Genomic DNA, 24,280 nt, shown 5'->3' on the forward strand with positions numbered 1-24,280 from the left:
TTGGACCGGCTGGATTTCGGCGGAAACGGCGAATCGGGGGAGGATCTCTTCCCGCTGTCTCCGGCGCAGCTCGGTATCTGGTATGCCCAGCATCTGGATCCGCAGGTGCCGATCACCATCGCCCAGTACGTCGATCTGAGTGGCGCGCTGGATGTCGAGGTCCTCGAGCGCGCCAGTATCGACGCCTCCAATGAACTGGGTTCGGGCTTCCTGCGCATTGTCGAGCGCGACGGTGAGCCGCTGCAGTACGTCGATTACGCCATCGCCGACTACGACAAGGTCGTCTACATCGATCTGCGCGGCGAGGCGGATCCGGAAGCGGCCGCGCACGAGTGGATGCGCACCGAGTACAGCCGCCCGCTGGATCTCACGACCGACCGGTTGATCAAGATGGCGGCCCTGCAGCTCGCCGACGATCACTGGTTCTGGTACACCCGGGCCCATCACATCGCGCTGGACGGTTTCGGCGCGATGACCAATATGAACCGCATCGCCGAGCTGTACACGGCGTATCTCGCGGGCGCGCAGGCCGCGCCGTCCAAGGCCGCCGATCTGCGCACGCTGGTCGAGTCCGAACTCACCTACCGCGACAGCACCCGATTCCAGACCGACAAGCAGTACTGGGCGCAGCGGGTCGCGGGCCTCGAGGAGGGGTCCAGCCTCACCGGTCGCAATGCCCCGCCCGCACCGCTGAACGGCGTGGTCACCGCCGCGCTGTCCGATGATCGCAACGCGCTGCTGGACGAGGCCGTGGCGCGCCATGATTCGTCGCCCGCGGGTCTGCTCATCGCCGCCTTCGCGGCGTATCTGGCGCAGTGGACCGGTAGTGAGGATGTGATCCTCAGCCTGCCGGTGACCGCGCGCACCACCGCGGCCATGCGGCGTTCGGGAGGCGCGTCGTCGAATATCGTGCCGCTGCGACTGCGGGTCGGGCACGACACCCGCATCGCGGATCTGCTCAAGGCCGTGACCGTCGAGGTGTCGGGCGCGCTGCGGCATCAGCGCTATCGGCACGAGGACATCCGCCGCGACAGCGCCGGGGGCGGCGCGGTCACCAAGGAGTTCTTCGGTCCGTGGGTCAACATCATGTTGTTCCACGACGAGCTCGCCCTCGGTAGCTCGGTCGGCAAGCTGCACGTGCTCTCGACGGGTGCGATCGAGGATCTGGGCGTCAACTTCTACCAGTCCGAGGGCGGCGCGCGCTCGCGCATCGACTTCGAGACCAACCCCAATCTCTACTCCGAAGATGAAGCGCGCCAGCATCATTCGCGCTTCCTGGAATTCTTCGATCGGTTCCTGACCGCGGCTGCCGACCAGGTGCTGTGGGAGCTGCCGATCACCACCGAGGCCGAACTCGATCGCACGCTCGCCGCCTGGAACGACTCCGAGCGCGAGGTGCCGGTCACCACGCTGTCGGCGCTGCTGGACGAGCAGATCGCGCGCAGCCCGCAGCGGGTCGCGCTCGAGTTCGAGGGCGAGTCCCTGACGTATGCGGAGTTCGGTGCGCGGGTCAACAGGCTCGCACGTTACCTGATCTCCGACGGTGTCGGACCGGAATCGCTTGTGGCCCTAAGCATGCGGCGCTCGTTGGACCTGGTGGTCGGTATGCATGCCGTGCTGAAGGCCGGTGGCGCTTACGTGCCGATCGATCCGGATCATCCGGCCGATCGCACCGCCTACATTCTCGAATCCGCCTCGCCCGTCTGCGTTCTCACGGTTTCCGGCGACGAGCTGGAGCTGCCGGAGTCGGTGCGTCGGGTCGAGATCGACACCCTGGACCTGTCGGGTGAATCCGCGGACCCGGTGACGGACGCGGATCGGCGCGCGCCGTTGCGGCCGGACAATACGGCCTACGTCATCTACACCTCGGGTTCGACCGGACGCCCCAAAGGCGTTGCGGTCACCCATCATGCGATCGTCAACCAGCAGCTGTGGATGCTCGACGAGTACCGGCTGACCGCGGACGACGTCTATCTGCAGAAGACCGCGACCACGTTCGACGTGTCGCTGTGGGGTTATTTCCTGCCGCTGATGGTCGGCGCGAAGCTGATCGTCGCGACCCCGGACGGGCACCGCGATCCGATCTATGTCGCCGAGACCATCGAGCGGCATCGAGTGACGGTGACCGACTTCGTGCCGTCGATGCTCACGGTATTCGTCTCGAATGCCACCGCGGCCCAGTGCGTTTCGCTGCGCGCGGTATTCGTGATCGGCGAGGCGTTGCCGCCGGAGACCGCCGCCGGGTTCCGCGCCATCACCGACGCCGGACTGCACAACCTCTACGGTCCGACCGAGGCCGCGGTGTCGGTGACCTACTGGGAGGCCACCGCCGCCGACACCACCACCGTGCCGATCGGTGTGCCGGAGTGGAATGTCGAGGTCTACGTACTGGATTCGCGGCTGCGTCCGGCCGCGATCGGCGCGCCGGGTGAGCTGTATCTGGCGGGCCGTCAGCTCGCGCGCGGGTACCGCGGGCGTGCGGATCTGACCTCGGATCGCTTCGTGGCCAACCCCTTCGGGGATAACGGCGCACGCATGTACCGCACCGGTGACCTGGTGCGCTGGACCACCCGCTCCGTGGGCGGAAATGAAATCGGGCTGCTCGAGTACATCGGCCGCACCGACTTCCAGGTGAAGTTCCGCGGTCAGCGCATCGAACTCGGTGAGATCGAGACCGATCTGCTCGCCCATCCGGCGGTCAGCCAGGCCGTGGTGTTGGTCATGGATACCGCCACCGGCCAGCAGCTGGTGGCCTATGTCGTTCCCGCGCCGGGCCATTCGGTCGATCCGGTCGAGTTGACCAGATTCGTCTCCGAGAAGCTGCCCAGCTACATGGTGCCCGCCGCGATCATGGTGCTGGACGCGTTCCCGCTCAACACCTCCGGCAAGCTGGACCGGAAGGCGTTGCCGGAGCCGGTGTTCAGCGCGGACGCGGCCGGATACCGGGCCCCGCGCACGCAGGCCGAGGAGATCGTCGCCGGGATCTTCGCCGATGTGCTGAGCCAGGACCGGGTCGGCATCGACGACAACTTCTTCGATCTGGGCGGTAACTCGCTGGTCGCGACCCAGGTGGTGTCGCGGATCTCCGCCGCGTTCGGCATCCGGCTCGGGGTGCGGGCGCTGTTCGAGACCCCGACCGTGGCCGGGATCGCCTCCCGGGCCGAATCGGCCACTCCCGCCGATGTTTCGCGGCCGCCGCTGGTCGCCCAGCAGCGCCCCGAGCGGGTGCCGCTGTCGCTGGCACAGCAGCGGATGTGGTTCATCAACCAGTTCGATCCGACCGTGCCGACCTACAACCTGCCGTTCGTGGTGCGATTGCGGGGCACGGTCGATATCGATGCGCTGACCACCGCGCTGCTGGATGTGGTGCGGCGTCAGGAATCGCTGCGCACGATCTTCCCCGAATCCGGCGACGGCGGCTATCAGCAGGTGCTGCCGATGGATCAGGTCGACCTCGGCATCGAGGTGCAGCCGATCTCGGCGGGCGAATTGCCCGGCGCGCTGGCCGAATTCGCCTCCCTCGGGTTCGATGTCTCGCGCGAGCTGCCGATCCGGGTCCGGATCTTCCAGGTCGCGGGTTCGAACGGGCACGGCGCGGATTACGCGGTCGCGTTCGTCGTCCATCACATCGCCGCCGACGGCTTCTCCTTCGGCCCGCTGGCCCGCGATGTGACCGCGGCCTATCTGACGCGTGCCAACGGCGAGGCGCCGGGCTGGAACCCGCTGCCGGTGCAGTACACCGACTTCAGCCTGTGGCAGCGGCAGCTGCTCGGTTCGGAGGACGATCCGGAGTCGATGGCGGCGGGCGAGATCGCATACTGGCGTAAGGCTTTGGCGGGCCTGCCGGATCAGCTGGATCTGCCCGCGGATCGGGTGCGCCCGCCCGTGCAGAGCTTCCACGGCAGCCGGGTCGCGTTCGATATCGACCCCGAACTGCACGCGCGGCTGTCGGGTCTGGCTCGGGCACAGGGCGTTTCGCTGTTCATGGTGCTGCATTCGGCGCTGGCGGTGTTGCTGGCGCGGTTGTCGGGTACCAGCGATATCGCGATCGGCACCCCGGTCGCGGGTCGCGGCGAGCAGGCCCTCGACGATCTGATCGGCATGTTCGTCAACACCCTGGTGCTGCGGTCGGAGGTCGACGGCGCGGAGTCGTTCGCCGAATTCCTCACCCGCACCCGGGAGAACGATCTGGGCGCGTTCGCGCACGCGGATGTGCCGTTCGAGCGGCTGGTCGAGGTGCTGAACCCGACCCGTTCGCAGGCGCGGCATCCGCTGTTCCAGGTGATGCTGTCGTTCCAGGAACTGTCGCATGCGGCGATGGAGATGGCGGGGCTTTCGGTTTCGGCCGAGGAGCTCGAGGTCGACATCGCCAAATTCGATCTGCAGTGGACCCTGACCGAGCAGCGCGGCAGCGCCGGGGAACCGAACGGGGTCTCGGCGGTCGTCTCCTACGCCACCGATCTGTTCGACGCCGAAACCGTCGCCGAGTTCGGCCGCCGCTACCTGCGGGTGCTCGAGGCCGCGGTCGCGAGCCCGCAGGCGCGGATCCGCGAGATCGAGATCCTCGACGACGCCGAACGTTCGCTGGTGCTCGAGCAGTGGAACCGCACCGCGCGCGAGACACCCACGGCGACAACGGTTCTGGACCTGTTCTATGAGCAGGTCCGGCTGCGGCCGCACGCGACGGCGCTGATCTTCGATCCGGGCGAGCGCTCCGGCGGTGAATTCGGTCCGCTGACCGAGCTGACCTACGCCGAATTCTCCGCCCGGGTGAATCGCCTGGCGCGCAAGCTGATCGACGAGGGCGTCGGCCCGGAGTCGTTGGTGGCGGTGGGTATCCGTCGCTCGATCGACATGCTGGTCGCCATCTACGCCACCATGGCCGCGGGCGGCGGGTATGTGCCGATCGATCCGGATTATCCGGCCGAGCGCATCCAGTACATCCTCGACACCGCCGATCCGGTGGTCGTGCTGACCACCGCGCACGACGCCGATGATCTGGGCGCAGATCGGGATCTGTTCGAAATCGACCGGCTGGAGTTGCTGAACTACTCCGACGCGCCGATCGATCCGGCCGAACGCCTCGGGGAACTGCGGCCCACCAACGCCGCCTACGTGCTGTTCACCTCCGGCTCGACCGGCCGCCCCAAGGGCGTGGCGATCGCGCACGCCTCGGTGCTCAACCAGATCGCTTGGATCACCGCCGAATACGGCATGGACGACACCGATGTGATCCTGCAGAAGACCCCGGTCACCTTCGACGTGTCGGTGTGGGAGCTGTTCGGCACGCTGGTCGTGGGCGCGAAGATGGTCATCGCCGCCCCCGACGGGCACCGCGACCCGATGTACATGTCGGAGATCATCGGCCGCCACCGCGTCACCATGACCTCGTTCGTACCCTCGATGCTGTCGGTGTTCGCCTCCAGCGCCTCGGCCGCCGAATGCGTCTCGCTGCGCGCGGTACAGGTCGCCGGTGAAGCCCTGCCACCCGCCACGGTGGCCGCATTCCGCAAATTCTCCACCGCCGCGATCCACAACCTCTACGGCCCTACCGAATTCACCGTCCACGCCACCTCCTGGCATATCGCCGACCAGCACCCGACATCGGTGCCGATCGGCCGCCCGGTCGGCAATGCGCAGGCGTACGTGCTCGACGAGGGTCTGCAGCCGGTGCCCACCGGCGTGCCGGGTGAGCTGTATCTGGCGGGCGCGCAGGTCGCGCGCGGCTACCACGGCCGCCCGGACCTGAGCGCGGAACGGTTTGTGGCCAGCCCCTTCGGGGAACAGAAAGGCGCCTCCGGCGGTCGAACTGGTGCGCGTATGTACCGCACCGGTGACCTGGTGCGCTGGAGTGCCGAAGGCGTTCTGGAATACATCGGCCGCACCGACTTCCAGGTGAAGTTCCGCGGCCAGCGCATCGAACTCGGTGAGATCGAAACCGCCCTGCTCGCGCATCCGGCCGTGAATCAGGCCGTGGTGCTGGTCATCGATACCGTGGCGGGCGATCAGCTGGTCGCCTACGTCGTGACCGCGCCGGGTCCGGTGGACCTGGACAGCATCAAGGCCGCGCTGCACCGCACGCTGCCCGCCTACATGGTGCCCTCGGCCTTCGTGATCCTGGAGGCGTTGCCGCTCAACGCCTCCGGCAAACTGGACCGCCGCGCGCTGCCCGCGCCGGTGTTCGAGGTGCGCGAATTCCGCGCTCCGACAACGCCGATCGAGGAGATCGTCGCGCAGGTCTTCGGCGAGGTGCTTGGCGTGGCCCGCGTCGGCGTCGACGACGACTTCTTCGAACTGGGCGGCAACTCGCTGATCGCCACCCAGGTCGCCTCGCGCCTGGGCACCGCCCTGGACACCAGGGTGCCGGTGCGAATCCTGTTCGAGGCCAGCACAGTCGCGGCCCTGGCCGCACGGATCGAATCGCATGCCGGCGACGGCGCGCGCAAGGCGCTGGTGGCTCGCGAACGGCCCGAGCGGGTGCCGCTGTCGCTGGCGCAGCAGCGCATGTGGTTCCTCAACCGGTTCGACACCGGTTCGGCGGTCAACAACATCCCGGTCGCCATCCGGCTGTCCGGTGAGCTGGACGTGGCCGCGTTGCAGGTCGCGGTCATCGACGTCATCGATCGCCACGAGTCGCTGCGCACCGTGTTCCCGGAGACCGGCACGGGTCCGGTGCAGGTGATTCTGGATGCGGCGCAGATCGTTCCGGACCTCACCCCGGTGCCGGTCACCGAGGACAATCTGATCGATCACCTGGTCGAGCTGGCGTCGATGGCCTTCGACGTCACCTCCGAGGTGCCGCTGCACGCGCGGCTGTTCGAGATCAGCGAATCCGAATACGTGCTGGGCATGGTCGTGCACCACATCTCGGCCGACGGCTGGTCGATGGGTCCGCTGGCGCGCGATGTCATGGTCGCCTACGCCGCGCGCACCTCGTGGGAGCAGCCCGCCTGGGCGGAGCTGCCGGTGCAGTACGCCGACTACGCGCTGTGGCAGCGCGAGGTGCTGGGTTCGGAGGACAATCCGGATTCCTTGATCTCCAGCCAGATTCGCTACTGGACCGAGCAGTTGGCCGATCTGCCCGACGAACTCGTTCTGCCCTCGGATCGGCCGCGGCCCGCGGCCGCCAGCTACCAGGGCGGCACATATCCGTTCGTGATCTCCGCCGAGACGCAGGCCCGCCTGATCGAGTTGGGGCGCAAGCACAATGCCTCGCTGTTCATGGTCATGCATTCGGCGCTGGCGGTGCTGCTGGCGCGGCTGTCGGGCACCGGCGATATCGCCGTGGGCACCCCGGTCGCGGGTCGCGGCGAGGCGGCGCTGGACGATCTGATCGGCATGTTCGTCAATACGCTCGTGCTGCGCACGAATGTCGACGGCGCCACCACCTTCGCCGAGCTGCTGTCGCAGTCGCGCGATGCCGATCTGCATGCCTTCGCGCACGCCGACGTGCCGTTCGAGCGGCTGGTCGAGGTGCTCAACCCGGCCCGGTCGCAGTCGCGGCATCCGCTGTTCCAGGTCATGCTGACCTTCCAGAACACCCGCCAGGCGACGCTGGAGCTGCCCGGGCTGCGGGTCAACGGCATCGAATACGACGCCCGGCTGGCCAAATTCGATCTGCAGCTGACCCTGCAGGAGGCGCAGGACTCCCGGGGCGAGGCCGCGGGTATGTCGGCCGAATTCTCCTATGCGCTCGATCTTTTCGACGAGTCGACGATCGCGGGGTTCGCCCGGCGTCTGGATCTGATCCTGGCCGCGGTTACCGCGCGGCCCGAGTCGCCCATCGGCGATATCGACCTGATGTCGGCCGATGAGCGTACCCGGGTGCTCACGCGGTGGAACGACACCGCGCACGAGGTGCCCGCCGAAACGCTGGTCTCGCTGTTCGAACGGCAGGCCGCGGCCACCCCCGACGCCATCGCGGTGGTGTTCGAGGACGAGCGGCTCACCTACGCCGAATTCGCCGAGCGCGTACACCGGCTCGCCCGGCGGCTCATCGCCGACGGCGTGGGCGCGGAATCGCTGGTGGCGCTTGCCATTCGGCGTTCGATCGATCTGGTCGTCGCGATGTACGCGGTACTGGAGGCGGGCGGCGGGTATGTGCCGTTGGACCCGGATCAGCCCGCGGACCGCATCGATTACGTGCTCGACACCGCCCGCCCGGTGGCCATCTTGACCACCGGCCGCGACGACTTCGTCATCGGACGCAATGTGCCGGTGCTCGAGGTGGATTCGTTGCCGCTGGACGGTTTCGACGCCGCGCCGATCACCGATGCCGAACGGGCGCGGCCGATCCGGCCGGAGGGCACCGCCTACGTCATCTTCACCTCCGGTTCGACCGGTCGCCCCAAGGGCGTGGCCGTCGAGCACGCGGCGATCGTGAACCGCCTGCTGTGGATGCAGCACGAATACGCGATCAATGCCGACGACGCCGTACTGCAGAAGACCCCGGCGACCTTCGACGTATCGGTGTGGGAGTTCTTCTGGCCGTTGCAGACCGGTGCGCGACTGGTGGTCGCCAAGCCGGACGGGCATCGCGATCCGGTGTATCTGGCGCGGATCATCGCCGAGCAGGGCATTACGACGGCGCACTTCGTGCCGTCCATGCTGTCGGTCTTCGTCTCGGCCCTCGACGCCTTCGGCGCCGAGGAAATGAAAAACCGGACCGTGCGCCTGCGGCAGGTCTTCGCCTCGGGTGAGGCGCTGCCCGCGCCGACCGCGCAGAAGCTCATCGAGCTGACCGGCGCGCGGCTGCACAACCTGTACGGCCCCACCGAGGCCGCGGTCGACGTGACCTATCACGAGGTCAGCGCCGTCGACGAGGCGTCGGTGCCGATCGGCCGTCCGGTGTGGAACACCCAGGTCTACGTACTCGACGCGCGGCTGCATCCGGTTGCCCCGGGTATCGCGGGTGAGCTCTATCTCGCGGGCGATCAGCTGGCGCGTGGCTATTTGAGCCGTCCGGACCTGTCCTCGGATCGCTTCGTGGCGAGTCCGTTCGGTGGGGCCGGCGCGCGCATGTACCGCACGGGCGACCTCGTCACCTGGACCGCCGATGGTGAACTGAACTACCTGGGCCGCACCGACTTCCAGGTGAAGCTGCGCGGTCTGCGCATCGAACTCGGCGAGATCGAGGCCGCGCTGCTGGCGCAGCCGGGTATCGCGCAGTCGGTGGTCGTGGTGCGCACCGACGCGCACGCGGGCGATCAGCTCGTGGGCTACGTGGTTCGTCAGCCGGAAGCCTCGGTCGACACCGATGCGGTGAAGGTCGCACTGGCGCAATCGCTTCCGGCGTACATGATCCCGGCGGCGCTCGTCGTGCTGGACGGCTTCCCGGTGAACGCGTCGGGCAAGCTGGATCGAAAGGCGTTGCCCGCGCCGGTCTTCGAGGCCCGGCAGTTCCGGGCGCCCTCGACGCCGATCGAGGAGATCGTGGCGGAGATCTTCGCCGATCTGCTCGGGGTCGAACGCGTCGGCGTGGACGACGACTTCTTCGAGCTGGGCGGCAACTCGCTGGTGGCAACCCAGGTGGTCGCGCGGCTCAGTGCCGCGTTGAGCACCGAGGTCGGCGTGCGGACAGTCTTCGAGGCGCCGACCGTGGCCGCACTGGCCGCGCGGGTGGAGTCGCATGCGGGATCCGGTGTGCGCCAAGCCCTCACGGCCCGGTCGCGGCCCGAACATCCGCCGCTGTCGCTGGCCCAGCAGCGCATGTGGTTCCTGAACCGGTTCGACACCGATTCGGCGGCCAACAACATCCCCGCGGCCGTGCGCCTGACCGGCGCACTGGATCTGGAGGCGCTGCGCGACGCGGTCGCCGATGTGGTGGCCCGGCACGAATCGCTGCGCACGATCTACCCCTCGCACGAGGGCATCGCGTACCAGCAGGTGCTGCCCTCGACCCGCGCGCTGCCCGAACTGGGACTGTTCGACGCCGCCGAGACCGAATTGTTCACCGCGATAGCGGAATTCGTCGGCCGCGGCTTCGACGTCACCAATGAGCCGCCCGCGCGGCTGCGGCTGTACCGCCTGGGTGCGGACGATCACGTGCTGGTGGTCGTCGTGCATCACATCGCCACCGACGGCTTCTCCATGCGGCCGCTGGTGCGCGATCTGATCACCGCCTATGTCGCGCGCGCCGCCGGAACCGAACCGGGCTGGTCGCCGCTGCCGGTGCAATACGCCGATTACGCGCTGTGGCAGCGCGAGGTACTCGGCGCGGAGGACGATCGGCGTTCGCTGATCTCCCAGCAGCTCGACTACTGGCACGACGCGCTGGCCGGACTGCCCGACGAGCTGCGGCTGTCGACCCGTCCGCGTCCCGCGGTCGCGTCGAACAACGCCGGGACGCACCGCTTCCGGGTGCCCGGCGAGACCATCGAGGCCCTCAACCGGGTCGCGCAGGCGCGTGGGGCCACGCTGTTCATGGTCGTCCACGGCGCGTTCGCCGCGCTGCTGTCGCGTTCGAGCGGCATCGACGACATCGCGATCGGCATTCCGGTCGCCGGTCGTGGCGAGCGGGCGCTCGACGATCTGGTCGGCATGTTCGTCAACACCCTCGTGCTGCGCGCGCGGGTCGATCCGGGCGCGAAGTTCACCGATCTGCTGGCGCAGGTGCGCGAGCGGGATCTGGCCGCCTTCGCCCACGCCGACGTGCCGTTCGAGCGCCTGGTGGAAATGCTCAACCCGGTGCGTTCGCAGGCGCGGCATCCGCTGTTCCAGGTGATGCTGTCGTTCCAGAACCTGGGCCGCACCGAATTGGAGCTGCCCGGTCTGACGGTCACCGAACTCGGAATCGACCAGCAGACGGCGAAATTCGACCTCCAGCTCTCGCTGATGGAGTCGGCTGACTCGGCGATGGACGCCGAATTAGTCTTCGCCACAGATCTTTTCGACGCGCGCTTCGCGGACGTCTTCGGCCGCCGGTTCCTGCGCGTGCTGGCCGCCGTCGGCGCGGATCCGGACGTGGCCGTCGGCGATCTGCCGCTCTTGGACGAGACCGAGCGGGCGCTGGTGCTCGAGCGGTGGAACGAGACCGAATACCCGATCGACGCGGCCCTGCCGCCGGTGTCCGAGGACGCCGTCGCGACCCTGGTGTCGCTGTTCGAGGCGCAGGTGGCGCGCACCCCCGAGGCGGCCGCGGTCACCTACGAGGGGACAAGTCTGTCCTATGCCGAATTCGCCGCGCGCGTGCGGCGTTTGGCGCGCTGGCTGATCGCCGAGGGCGTCGGGCCGGAGACCCCGGTGGCGCTGGGGATGGGTCGCTCGATCGATCTGGTGGTCGCCATGTACGCGGTCAGCGCCGCGGGTGGCGCGTATGTGCCGCTGGATCCCGATCATCCGGCCGATCGCATCGCCTATATCGTCGACACCGCGCGGCCGAAGTTCGTCCTGGTCTCCGGGGACGAGCTGGAATCGGTTGCGGCGCACCAGGTCCGGATCGACGAGCTGGATCTGTCCGGATTCGCCGACACCCCGCTGACCGACGCCGATCGCCGGGCGCCGCTGCGGGCGGCCAATACCGCGTATCTGATCTTCACCTCCGGTTCGACCGGCCGCCCCAAGGGCGTCGCCGTGACGCACGGCGCGATCGTGAACCAGCTGGTGTGGATGCACGCCCAGTACGGCCTCGCGGCCTACGACGTGGTGCTGCAGAAGACCCCGGCGACCTTCGACGCGTCGGTGTGGGAGTTCTTCTGGCCGTTGCAGGTCGGCGCGCGATTGGTCGTGGCCCGGCCCGACGGTCATCGCGATCCGGCCTATCTGGCCCGGTTGATCGCCGCCGAGCAGGTCACCGTGGCGCAGTTCGTGCCGTCGCTGCTGCAGCAGTTCGTCTCCGCGCCGCAGGCGAGCCGGGTCGATACGCTGCGCCTGGTCTTCGCCGGTGGCGAGGGTCTGCCCGCGGCGCTGGCCCAGCGGGTGCGCGCGGAACTCGGCGCGCGGGTGCACAACCTCTACGGTCCGACCGAGACCACGGTGCAGGTCACCGCGCACGAGGTGACCGACGCCGATACCGCGATGGTTCCGATCGGCGCGCCGGTGTTCAACACCGGTGTCTACGTACTGGATTCGCGGCTGCGGCCGGTGCCGGTGGGTGTGCCGGGTGAGTTGTATCTGGCGGGCGCGCAGGTGGCGCGCGGCTATGTCGACCGGACCGCCCTGACCGCCGAGCGTTTCGTTGCCAACCCCTTCGGGGTTCAGAAAGCGGGAGCAGGGGCAACCGAAGGGGACCTGGACGGTACCCGGATGTATCGCACCGGCGACCTGGTGATGTGGACCGAGGACGGCGAGCTGCAGTACCTGGGCCGCACCGACTTCCAGGTGAAGCTGCGCGGTCTGCGCATCGAACTCGGCGAGATCGAGGCCGCGCTGACCGGACTGGACGAGATCGCCCAGGCGGTCGTCGTGGTGCGCACCGAGGAGCGCACGGGCGATCAGCTGGTCGCCTACCTCGTGGCCGAGCCGGAGACCGCGATCGCCGTCGATACGGTGAAAACGGCTCTGACACAGGCACTGCCGCGCTACATGGTGCCCGCGGCCTTCGTGGTGCTGCCCGCGTTCCCGCTCAATGCCTCGGGCAAGCTGGACCGCCGCGCGTTGCCCGCGCCGTCCTTCGCGGCGAAATCCTTCCGCGCCCCGGCCACCTCGGTCGAGCAGGCCGTGGCCGGGACCATCGCCGAGGTGCTCGGCGTGCCGCGCGTCGGCCTGGACGACGACTTCTTCGAACTGGGCGGCAACTCCCTGGTCGCCATGCAGGTGGTGGCCCGGCTGGGCGAAGCGCTCGACACCGATGTGCCGGTGCGCGTGCTGTTCGAGAACACCACGGTCGAGGAATTGGCCGCGCGCCTGGAATCGCAGGCGGGACAGGGCGGTCGGACGCCACTGATCGCGCGCCCGCGGCCCGAACCGGTGCCGCTGTCGCTCGCGCAGCAGCGCATGTGGTTCCTCAACCGCTTCGACAACCGCACCGCGGTCAACAACATCCCGGTCGCCGTGCGGCTGTCCGGTGAGCTGGACCTCGAGGCATTCGTCGCGACCATCCGCGATGTGGTGGCGCGGCACGAGACGCTGCGGACGATCTATCCCGAGATCGAGGGCGTCGGCTATCAGCGGGTGCTCTCGGCGGCCGATGTCACCGTCGAGCTGAATCCGGAACCGGTCACCGAAGCCGAACTGCCCGAGCGGATCGCGGCCCTGGTCGGCGTGTTCTTCGATATCACCCGGGAACTGCCGTTCCGGGCGAATCTGCTGCGCCTGTCCGCCGATGAGCATGTGCTGGTGCTGGTCATGCACCACATCAGCGGCGACGGCTTCTCGATGCGCCCGCTGCTGCGCGATGTGGTGGCCGCCTACTCCGAACGCGTCCGCGGCGAAAGTCCGGCGTGGGCGCCGCTTTCGGTGCAGTACGCCGATTACGCGCTGTGGCAGCGCGAGGTGCTGGGCGAGGAGAGCGATCCGGAATCGCCCGCGGCCCGGCAGATCGCCTACTGGAGCGAGCAGTTGCGCGATCTGCCCGATCAGATCGAACTGCCCGCCGATCGGCCGCGGCCGGAGATCGCGTCCAACCGCGGCGCGACGCACTCGTTCACGATCGATGCCGAATTGCATTCCGCGCTCACGGATTTGGCGCGGTCGCGGGGCGTGACGTTGTTCATGCTCATGCACGCCGCACTGGCGACCTGGGCCGCGCGCCTGTCGGGCGGAACCGATATCGCCATCGGCACCCCGATCGCTGGCCGCGGCGAGCGTGCGCTCGATGACCTGATCGGCATGTTCGTCAACACCCTCGTGCTGCGTACGCGGGTGGACAGCTCGACCTCGTTCACCGAACTGCTCGAGCAGGTGCGTCGCACCGACCTGGCCGCGTTCGCGCACGCCGATGTGCCGTTCGAGCGGTTGGTGGATGTCATCAGCCCGGTTCGCTCGCAGGCGCATCATCCGCTGTTCCAGGTGGCGCTCACCTTCGAGGCCGCCGGACAGCGCGACGCCAACCGGATCGCGCTGCCCGGTCTGGACCTCGGCATCGTCGAATTCGACGAGGGCACGGCCAAATTCGATGTGCAGCTGACCATCGGTGAGAGCCTCGACGGCGGCCTGGGGCTGTCGTGGAACTACGCCACCGATCTGTTCGATCCGGAAACCGTGGCCGCGTTCTCCGATCGGCTGGTGCGGATCCTGCGCGGTATCGCCGAGGATCCGGCGGCCGTGGTGGGCGATCTCGATCTGCTCGGCGAGGCCGAGCGGCTGGATGTGTCGCAGCGCTGGGTGTCGTCCGGAAACGACGGCGGGGCAGGGCATTTCGCCGATCGCGCCGTCACCCTGTCGGATCTGTTCGACGCCGCGGTGGCCGCACACGCCGATCGCGTCGCGGTCAAGTTCGGCTCCGACCGGCTCACCTACGGTGAACTGGATCGGCGCGCGAATCAGTTGGCACGCAGGCTGATCGAGAAGGGCGCGGGGCCGGAGAGCCTGGTCGCGGTGGTGCTGCCGCGTTCGGCCGATCTGGTGGTCGCACTGCTCGCGGTCATCAAATCCGGTGCGGGTTACGTCCCGATCGATCCGACCTATCCGGCCGATCGCATCGCCTATGTGCTCTCCGACGCGAAGCCGACGAGCGTGATCGTCGACGGCAGTGTGCGGGTCGAGCTGCCCGAGGATCTGCCGACGGTCCAGATGGACTACTACGGCATGGATGTGCCGGAGTTGGTCGACGCGGGCGAGCACCCGATCACCGACGCCGATCGCCGCGCGCCGCTGACCGCGGACGCCATCGCCTACGTCATCTACACCTCCGGCTCGACCGGTCGGCCCAAGGGCGTGGCGGTCGCGCATCGCAACGTGGTGCGGCTGTTCGCCAATACCGATCGGGAATTCGGCTTCGGGCCCGACGATGTGTGGACCCTGTTCCACTCCTTCGCCTTCGACTTCTCGGTGTGGGAGCTGTGGGGCCCGCTGCTCTACGGCGGCACGCTGGTCGTGGTCGACTACTACACCTCCCGCTCGCCCGAGCAGTTCCTGGAGCTGCTGCGCCGCGAACGGGTCACGGTGCTCAACCAGACGCCGTCGGCGTTCTATCAGCTGGCCGAGGCCGATCGCAATGCCGCGCCCAGTGCCGCGCCGCTGTCGCTTCGCTATGTGGTGTTCGGCGGCGAGGCGCTGGAACTGCGCCGCCTGACCGATTGGATCGCGCGGCACGGTGATACGCGGCCGCAGCTGGTGAACATGTACGGCATCACCGAGACCACGGTGCACGTCTCGCATCGGGTTCTGGATGCCGAAACCATCGCCGCCGCAACCGGTTCGGTGGTTGGCCGGGCCATCGCGGGCCTGCGGGTGTATGTGCTCGACGATCGCCTGCATCCGGTGCCGGTGGGTGTCGCGGGTGAGATGTACGTGGCCGGACCGCAATTGGCGCGCGGCTATCTGGGCCGGGCCGATCTGACGTTCTCGCGCTTCGTCGCCGATCCGTTCGGCGAGCCCGGCTCGCGGCTGTACCGATCCGGTGACGTGGCCCGCTGGAACCGTCACGGCGAACTGGAATATCTGGGCCGCGCCGATGATCAGGTGAAGGTCCGTGGCTTCCGCATCGAACTCGGCGAGATCGAGGCCGCGGTGCTGGCGCAGCCGGGCGTCGCGCAGGCCGCGGTGATCGTGCGCGAGGATCAGCCGGGCGATCAGCGCATCGTCGCCTATGTGGTGGCGACGGGCGCGGTCGATCTGGACGCGGTGCGCGAGGCCGCGGCCGAGCGATTGCCGTCCTACATGGTGCCCTCGGCGTTCGTGGTGCTGGATCGAATCCCGTTGACCGTCAACGGCAAACTGGATCGTCGCGCGCTGCCCGCCCCGGCGGTGCAGGCGCGGGCGTTCCGCGCGCCGGAGACCCCGGTCCAGGAGGCCGTGGCCGCGGTATTCGCCGAGGTGCTCGATATCGAGCGGGTCGGCCTGGACGACGAGTTCTTCGCCCTGGGCGGTAACTCGCTGATCGCGACCCGCGTGGTGTCGCGGATCGGCGCGGCGCTCGGCACGACCGTCGCGGTGCGGATGCTGTTCGAGGCCCCGACCGTGGAAGCGCTCGCCGCGCGGCTGGAGTCGCATACCGGCGGTGAGTCGCGCCCGCGCCTGACCGCGCGCGCACGCTCGGCCGCGGAGCTGGTGCCGCTGTCGTTCGCGCAGCAGCGTATGTGGTTCCTCAACCAGTACGACAAGACCTCCGCGGCCTACAACCTGCCGCTGGCGATCCGGCTGTCGGGCGAACTCGACACCGTCGCACTGGAATTGGCCGTCTTCGACGTGGTACGCCGGCACGAGTCGCTGCGCACCCGCTATCCCGAGCACGGCGGCACGCCCATGCAGGTGGTCGTCCCGGCCGAGCAGATCGCGCTGGATCTGCGCGCCTACCCGGTACTGGACACCGAATTGATCACGGCCGTCACCGAATTCGTGTCGACCGGATTCGATGTCGCCGAGCAGGTCCCGCTGCGCGCCCGACTGTTCCAGGTGCAGGCCGATGAGCATGTGCTGGTCGTGGTCGTTCATCACATCGCCGCCGACGGCTTCTCGATGAGTCCGCTGGCCCGCGATGTGATGACCGCCTACACCGCTCGCACCCAGGGCAGCGCGCCGGGCTGGGCGCCGCTGCCGGTGCAGTACGCCGATTTCGCGATCTGGCAGCGCGAGGTGCTCGGCTCCGAGGACGATGGCGAATCGCTGCTGGCGCGCCAGGTCGGCTACTGGCAGAACGCGCTCAACGGGGTGCCCGACGAGTTGGCGCTGCCGACCGATCGTCCGCGCCCGGCCGTGGCCTCCCATCGCGGCGCCACCCTGCATCGCACGCTGGCGCCGGAACTGGTCAATGCGCTGGAAGCCGTTGCGCGCGAACATGGTTCGTCGTTGTTCATGGTGATGCACGGCGCGCTGTCGGTGCTGCTGGCCCGGCTGTCCGGCGGCGACGACATCGCTGTCGGCACCCCGATCGCCGGACGTGGCGAGGCCGCGCTCGACGAGCTGGTCGGCATGTTCGTCAATACGCTGGTGCTGCGGACCGGCCTGGATCCGGCCGAGGCGTTCACCGCGCTGCTGAGCCGGATCAAGGATGTCGACCTCGAGGCGTTCGGCAATGCCGATGTGCCGTTCGAGCGGCTGGTGGAACTGCTGGCGCCGGAGCGCTCGCAGGCCCGCAACCCGCTGTTCCAGGTCATGCTGGCCTTCCAGAACCTCGACCGCGCCACCCTGGAACTGCCGGGGCTCACGGTGTCGTCGCTGGATCTCGAGGAGAGCTTCGCCCGCTTCGATCTGCAGTTCACGCTGTCGGAGATCGCGGCCGAACATGGCGGGATGGCGCTGGCGCTGACCTACGCCACCGATCTGTTCGACGAGTCCACCGCCGCGGAGATCGTGCAGCGATGGGTGTGGGTGCTCGAGGCCATCGCCGCCGATCCGCGGATCACGGTGGGCGCCATCGACATTCTCGACGCCGCCGAGCGGACCGATCTGATCGCCCGCACCGGCCTGCCCGCCGAACCCGCGCGGACCCTGCCCGAACTGCTGGCGGAGGCCGCGGCCATCGACCCGGCCGCGCCCGCGGTGGTGTTCGAGGGCCGGACGGTGTCCTACGGCGAGCTCGACGAGCGCTCGAACCGCCTGGCGCGCTTGCTGATCGAGCGCGGTGTCGGCACCGAGGATCTGGTCGCGGTCGCTGTACCGCGTTCGGACGAGTCGTACTTCGCCGAATGGGCGGTGTCGAAGTCGGGTGCGGCGTTCGTGCCGATCGACCCGACCTATCCGGCCGACCGCATCGCCCATATGGTCACCGACTCCGGTTCGCCGGTCGGCCTGACCGTCTCCGCGGTGCGTGGCGAACTGCCGGATTCGGTGGACTGGCTGGTGCTCGACGAGCTGAATCTGGGGTCCTACTCGGAGGCGGCGGTCACCGACGCCGATCGGCTGCGCCCGGTACGCCCGGCGCATCCGGCCTACGTCATCTACACCTCCGGTTCGACCGGTCTGCCCAAGGGCGTGGTTGTCACGCATGCGGGCCTGGCCAACTTCCGGGCCGAGCAGAACGAGCGCTACGCGGTCGACTCCGATACGCGCGCACTGCATTTCGCCTCGCCCAGCTTCGACGCCTCGATGCTGGAATTCCTGCTCGCCATCGGCGCGGGCGGCGCCCTGGTGGTCGTGCCGCCGGGCGTCTACGGCGGCGAGGAGCTGTCGGAGCTGATCCGGCGCGAGCGGGCCACCCACACCTTCCTCACTCCGTCGGTGCTGGCCTCGCTGGATCCGGCCGCACTGGCCGAGATGAAGGTCATCGTCGCCGGCGGCGAGAACGTCCCGGCGGATCTGGTCGCGAAATGGGGTGGGGCCCAGGACGGTTCGGGTCGCCGCTTCCACAACGGCTACGGTCCGACCGAGACCACGATCATGACCAATATCAGCGATCCGCTGTCGCCGGGCGAGCCGGTCACCATCGGTGGCCCGATTCGCGGTATGCAGTCGCTGATCCTGGATTCGCGGCTGCGGCCGGTTCCGGTGGGCGTCGCGGGTGAGCTGTATCTGTCCGGCGTCCAGGTGGCGCGCGGCTATCACGCGCGGCCGGGTCTGTCGGCGGAGCGGTTCGTGGCCAATCCGTACGGGGACGCGGCCAGCGGCACCGCGCGGATGTACCGCACCGGTGACGTGGTGCGCTGGAACCATCACGGGGAGGTCGAATACGTCGGCCGCTCCGACTTCCAGGTCAAGGTGCGCGGTTTCCGCATCGAGCTGGGCGAGATCGACGCCGCGCTGGCCGCCCACGAGAGCGTGGACTTCGCGGTCACCGTGGGGCACGAGAACTCCGCGGGCGCGACCTCGCTGGTGTCGTATGTCGTTGCCGCACAGGGTCATGCGATCGATGTGGCGGTGCTGACCGAATACGTCGAGCAGAGCCTGCCCGCCTATATGGTGCCCTCGTCGATCATGGTGATCGACCGGATTCCATTGACCCCGGTCGGCAAGCTGGACCGGCGCGCGCTGCCGGAACCGGTGTTCGCGACCGAGGTCACCTTCCGCGCGCCGCGAACCCCGGTGGAGCACACCATCGCCGAGGTCTTCGCCGAGGTGCTCGGGGTCGAGCGGGTCGGTGTGGACGATTCGTTCTTCGCCCTCGGCGGTGATTCCATCGTCTCGATCCAGCTGGTCTCGCGGGCCAAGGCGCGGGGGGTGGTCTTCAGCCCGCGCGACGTGTTCGAGCAGCGCACCGTGGCCGGTTTGGCCGCGGTCGCCGAAACTGCCGACGGGCGTGGGGATTCCGCGCCGACGCTGGTGGAACTGCCCGGCGGTGGCGTGGGCACCATGCCGCTCACTCCGGTGGCGCGGTTCATGGTCGAGCGGCCGGGCGAGTTCCGGCGCTTCAATCAGCTACTGGCACTGGAACTTCCGATCGGCATCGACCGGGCCGGTATCGCGGCCACGGTCGGCGCGGTCATCGACCGCCACGACATGCTGCGGGCCCGGCTGCGCCGGCACGCGGGCGCGGAATGGATCATCGAGACCGCCCCCGCGGGTTCGGTCGATGTGGATGCGCTGATCGATCGTGTCGAGTTCGACGCGGCGACCGACGATGCCACCCTCACCGAGATCGCCTCCGCTGCCGTCGATTCCAGCCTCGCCCTGCTGGATCCCGAAGCGGGCGTCGTGATTCGATTCGTGTGGCTGGACCCTTCGGCTCCCGCCCCCTCTGACTCCGGGACCACTTCCGCTGTCTCCGAAGCCACCTCTGCTGTCTCCGGTGCCGTACCTTCTGTCTCCGAGGTCACGACCTATGGCTCCGAGGCGAAGCCGAGGAGTGGCCGCCTTGTCGTAATCGCTCACCACCTCGTGGTCGACGGCGTCTCGTGGCGCATTCTCGTCCCCGATTTCGTGGCCGCGTGGGGTCAGCTGTCGGCCGGGCAGCCGCCGGAACTGGTCGCGCCCGCGACGAGTATGCGCACCTGGGCGCACGCCCTCGAGCGTGTGGCCGCCGATCGGGCCGGTGAGCTCGAGTTCTGGCGCGAGGTCGTCGAGGGGCCGGATCCGCTGCTGACCCGCCGCCCGTTCGATCCGAGCGTCGATGTGACCGGCGTGATCGACAAGCATCGGGTCGAGGTGTCCCCGGAGGTCACCCGCTCGCTGCTCACCACCGTTCCGGCGCTGTTCCACGGCGGCGTGAACGACGGCCTGATCACCGCGCTGGTCCTGGCCGTCGCGAAATGGCGTGCCCGCGAAGCGGATTCGCTGCTCATCCGAATGGAGGGCCACGGTCGCGAGGAGGAGCTGGTACCGGGTGCGGATCTGTCGCGCACGGTCGGCTGGTTCACCGCGATCTTCCCGGTGCGCTTCGATCTTTCCGGTATCGATATCGATGCCGCGCTTGCGGGCGGGGCCGCGATGGGCCGGGCCGTCAAGGCGATCAAGGAACAGCTGCTCGCCGTGCCCGACAAGGGTCTGGGCTACGGCCTGCTGCGCTATATGAACGCGCAGACCGGTTCGCAACTGCCCGAACTGCTGCCGGGCCAGGTCAGCTTCAACTACTTGGGCCGGGTTTCGGAGACCAGCGTGCCCGACGCGCTGCGCGGCTTCGGGTGGGTGCCCGCCGCGGAGCTGGGCGACCTCGGCGGCGCCTACGACGCCGATATGCCCGCCATGGCCCCGCTCGATATCAACGCCATCGTGTCCGGGGATCGCTTCAGCGCCCAGATCGGTTATCCGACAACCCTGTTGGACGCCGACGAGGTGCGCGAATTCGGCGCGCTGTGGGTCCGCGCGCTGGAAGCGGTGGCGCGGCACGCGGATTCGGCCGACGCGGGTGGGCACACCCCGTCGGACTTCCCGCTGGTGCGGGTCTCGCAGGCCGATATCGACGGCTGGGAACGGCGCTTCCCGGCGCTGACCGAGGTGTGGCCGCTGTCGGCACTGCAGGGCGGCCTGCTGTTCCATGCTCAGCTCGCCGCCACCTCGGTGGATGTGTACACCGCGCAGGCGGTGCTGACGCTCACCGGCCGGGTCGACGCCGCTCGGCTGCGTTCGGCCGCGCAGGCGCTGGTGGATCGCTACGAGAATCTGCGCACCGCGTTCGTGACCGACGCGCAGGGCAATCCCGTGCAGGTCGTCCTCGACGGCGTGCGGGCGGAATGGGCCGAACACGACCGTCGCCGCACCGGCGAGGCGAGCGATCTGATCGAGGCCGACCGCATGCGACGCTTCGATCTGGCGCAGCCGCCGCTGATCCGGTTCACCCTGATCCGGGTCTCGGAGGATCGCTGGTCGCTGGCGGTGTCCAACCACCACATCCTGCTCGACGGCTGGTCCATGCCGCTGCTCATGCGGGATCTGCTGGTGCTGTACGCCACGCGCGGCGACACCGGCGCGTTGCCCGCCGTCCGGTCCTACCGGCACTTCCTGGAATGGGTCGTACGGCAGGATCATTCGGCCTCGCTCGCGGCCTGGACCCGGGCGCTGGCCGGGGTGTCGGAACCGACACTGCTGACCCGGCCCGATACCGCGCACGAGATCACCAGCCTGTCCGGCGAGTACTTCTTCGAACTCGACGAGGCCGCCACCGCGCGGCTGACCGGATACGCCGCGCAGCTGGGCGTCACCGCCAACACCGTGCTGCAGACGGCGTGGGGAATTCTGCTGGGCCGCATGACCGGTCGCGACGACGTGCTGTTCGGCACGACCGTCTCCGGTCGCCCGGCGCAGCTGGCCGGCGTGGAATCCATGGTGGGTCTGTTCATCAACACCGTGCCGGTGCGGGTGCGCTTCGATCCGTCGGAACCCGCGCGGTCGCTGCTCACCCGAACCCAGGGCGAGCAGGCCGATCTGCTCGACCACCACTACATCGGTCTGGCCGAGATCCAATCCGCGGCGGGTATCGGCGGACTGTTCGACACGCTGGTCGTCTTCGAGTCCTATCCGGTCGATGCCGAGGGCCTGCAGCAGCAGGCCGCCGATATCGACGGTATGGCCGTGACCGGACTGGACGCCGCCGACGCCACGCACTATCCGCTGACGCTGATCGCGCAGCTGGACACCCGTCTGCGCGTGCGCGCCGGATATCTGCGGGATCTGTTCGACGAGAACATGGTTCGGCGGATCGCCGACCGGCTGATCCGGGTGCTGACCGCGATCACCGCCGAACCCGATGTGGTCGTGGGCGAGATCGACCTGCTCGACGCCGCCGAGCGCGAGACGGTCGTCTCGCGGTGGAACGCCACCGCCGCCGAGGTGGATCGCACCCAGACCCTGGTCTCGATGTTCCAGGCGCAGGCCGAACGCACCCCCGGCGCGCCCGCGCTGAGCTTCGAGGGGACGAGTCTGTCCTACGACGAGTTCGCCACGCGGGTCAACAAGCTGGCCCGCTGGCTCATCGAGCGCGGTGTGGGCGCGGAATCGTTCGTGGCGCTGGGTATGCGCCGCTCGATCGATCTGGTCGTGGGCATGTACGCGGTGAGCGTGGCCGGTGGCGCGTATGTGCCGCTGGATCCGGATCATCCGGCCGAGCGGACCGAATACATTCTCGCGACCGCGGATCCGGTGTGCGTGCTGACCACCGGCGACGATCTGGCGATCGATACCGCGCAGGTGCGCATCGACCTACTGGATCTGGCCAACTACTCCGGCGAGCCGGTCACCGACGCCGATCGGCGCTACCCGCTGCGGCCTTCGGATACCGCGTATGTGATCTTCACATCGGGTTCGACCGGTCGCCCCAAGGGTGTGGCGGTGCCGCATTCGGCGATCGTCAACCGCCTCGTGTGGATGCAGTCCGCGTACGGCCTCACCGCCGATGACGTTGTGCTGCAGAAGACTCCGGCCACCTTCGACGTGTCGGTGTGGGAGTTCTTCTGGCCGCTGCAGATCGGCGCGCGACTGGCGGTGGCCAAGCCCGACGGACATCGCGATCCGGCCTATCTCGCCGAACTCATTGCCGCCGAGGGCGTTACGGTCACGCACTTCGTACCGTCGATGCTCGCGGTGTTCGTGGCCGAGGAGGCCGCGGCGCGGTGCACCTCGTTGCGCAAGGTCTTCGCCTCGGGTGAGGCCCTGTCGCCCAAGCCCGCACATCGCCTGCGCGAACTGACCGGCGCCGAACTGCACAACCTGTACGGTCCGACCGAGGCCGCGGTCGACGTCACCTATCACGAGGTCGTCGACGCGGATACCGAATCCGTGCCGATCGGCCGTCCGGTCTTCAACACCCAGGTCTACGTGCTCGACGGCCGGTTGCGGCCGGTGCCGGTGGGTGTCGCGGGTGAGCTGTATCTCGCGGGTGTCCAGCTGGCGCACGGTTATGTGGCCCGGCCGGATCTGAGTGCGGATCGTTTCGTGGCGAGTCCGTTCGGTGACGGACAGCGCATGTACCGCACCGGCGACCTCGTGGTCTGGACCGAGGACGGCGAGCTCGAGTACATCGGCCGCACCGACTTCCAGGTCAAGCTGCGCGGTCTGCGCATCGAACTCGGCGAGATCGAATCGGCGCTGACCGCGCTCGACGAGATCGCGCAGTCGGTCGTGGTGGTGCGCAGCGATGCCCACACCGGCGATCAGCTGGTGGCGTATGTCGTTGCCGCGGCCGGGAATTCGGTCGACGTGGAGGATATCCGCGAACAGCTCGGCGAGCGGTTGCCCGCCTATATGGTCCCGTCGGTGTTCATGGCGCTCGAGGAGTTCCCGTTGAACGCCTCCGGCAAGCTGGATCGTCGCGCGCTGCCCGCGCCGGTATTCGAGGCGGCGGTGTTCCGCGCCCCGACCACGCCGGTGGAGGAGATCGTCGCCGATATCTTCGCCGAGGTGCTCGGGGTCGAGCGGGTCGGTCTGGACGACGACTTCTTCGCCCTGGGCGGCAACTCACTGATCGCCACCCAGGTGGCCGCGCGGCTGTCGGCCGCGCTGGACACCCAGCTGGGCGTGCGCGAGATCTTCGAGGGCTCCTCGGTCGCCGCACTGGCGGCTCGCGCCGAATCCCGGTCGGGTGCGGGCGGGCGCAAGGCGCTGGTCCCGCAGCCACGCCCGGAGCGGGTGCCGCTGTCGCTGGCACAGCAGCGCATGTGGTTCCTCAACCGGTTCGATCCGGAGTCCGCGGTCGACAATATTCCCGCGGCCGTGCGGCTTTCGGGTCTGCTGGACCGGCAGGCATTGCAGGTCGCGGTCGCCGACGTGCTCGCGCGGCACGAGTCGCTGCGCTCGTTCTATCCGGAGATGGACGGGGCGGCCTATCAGCAGATCGTCCCGACCGGCAAGGTCATTCCCGACCTGACCCCGATCG

Annotated in this window: 1 protein-coding gene (cut by a window edge); it reads left to right on the plus strand. The window is 68.7% G+C overall.

All coding sequences use genetic code 11. The features are described from left to right. Nucleotides 1-24,280 carry the 5' portion of a non-ribosomal peptide synthetase gene (locus NP4_RS07530; protein WP_067994063.1) on the plus strand. 19,343 nt of this gene lie beyond the right edge of the window, so 24,280 of the gene's 43,623 nt are visible here — the first part of the coding sequence; it begins with the start codon at nucleotides 1-3; its stop codon lies off the right edge, out of view.

Source organism: Nocardia pseudobrasiliensis NBRC 108224, from assembly GCF_001613105.1.
Lineage (GTDB): Bacteria > Actinomycetota > Actinomycetes > Mycobacteriales > Mycobacteriaceae > Nocardia > Nocardia pseudobrasiliensis.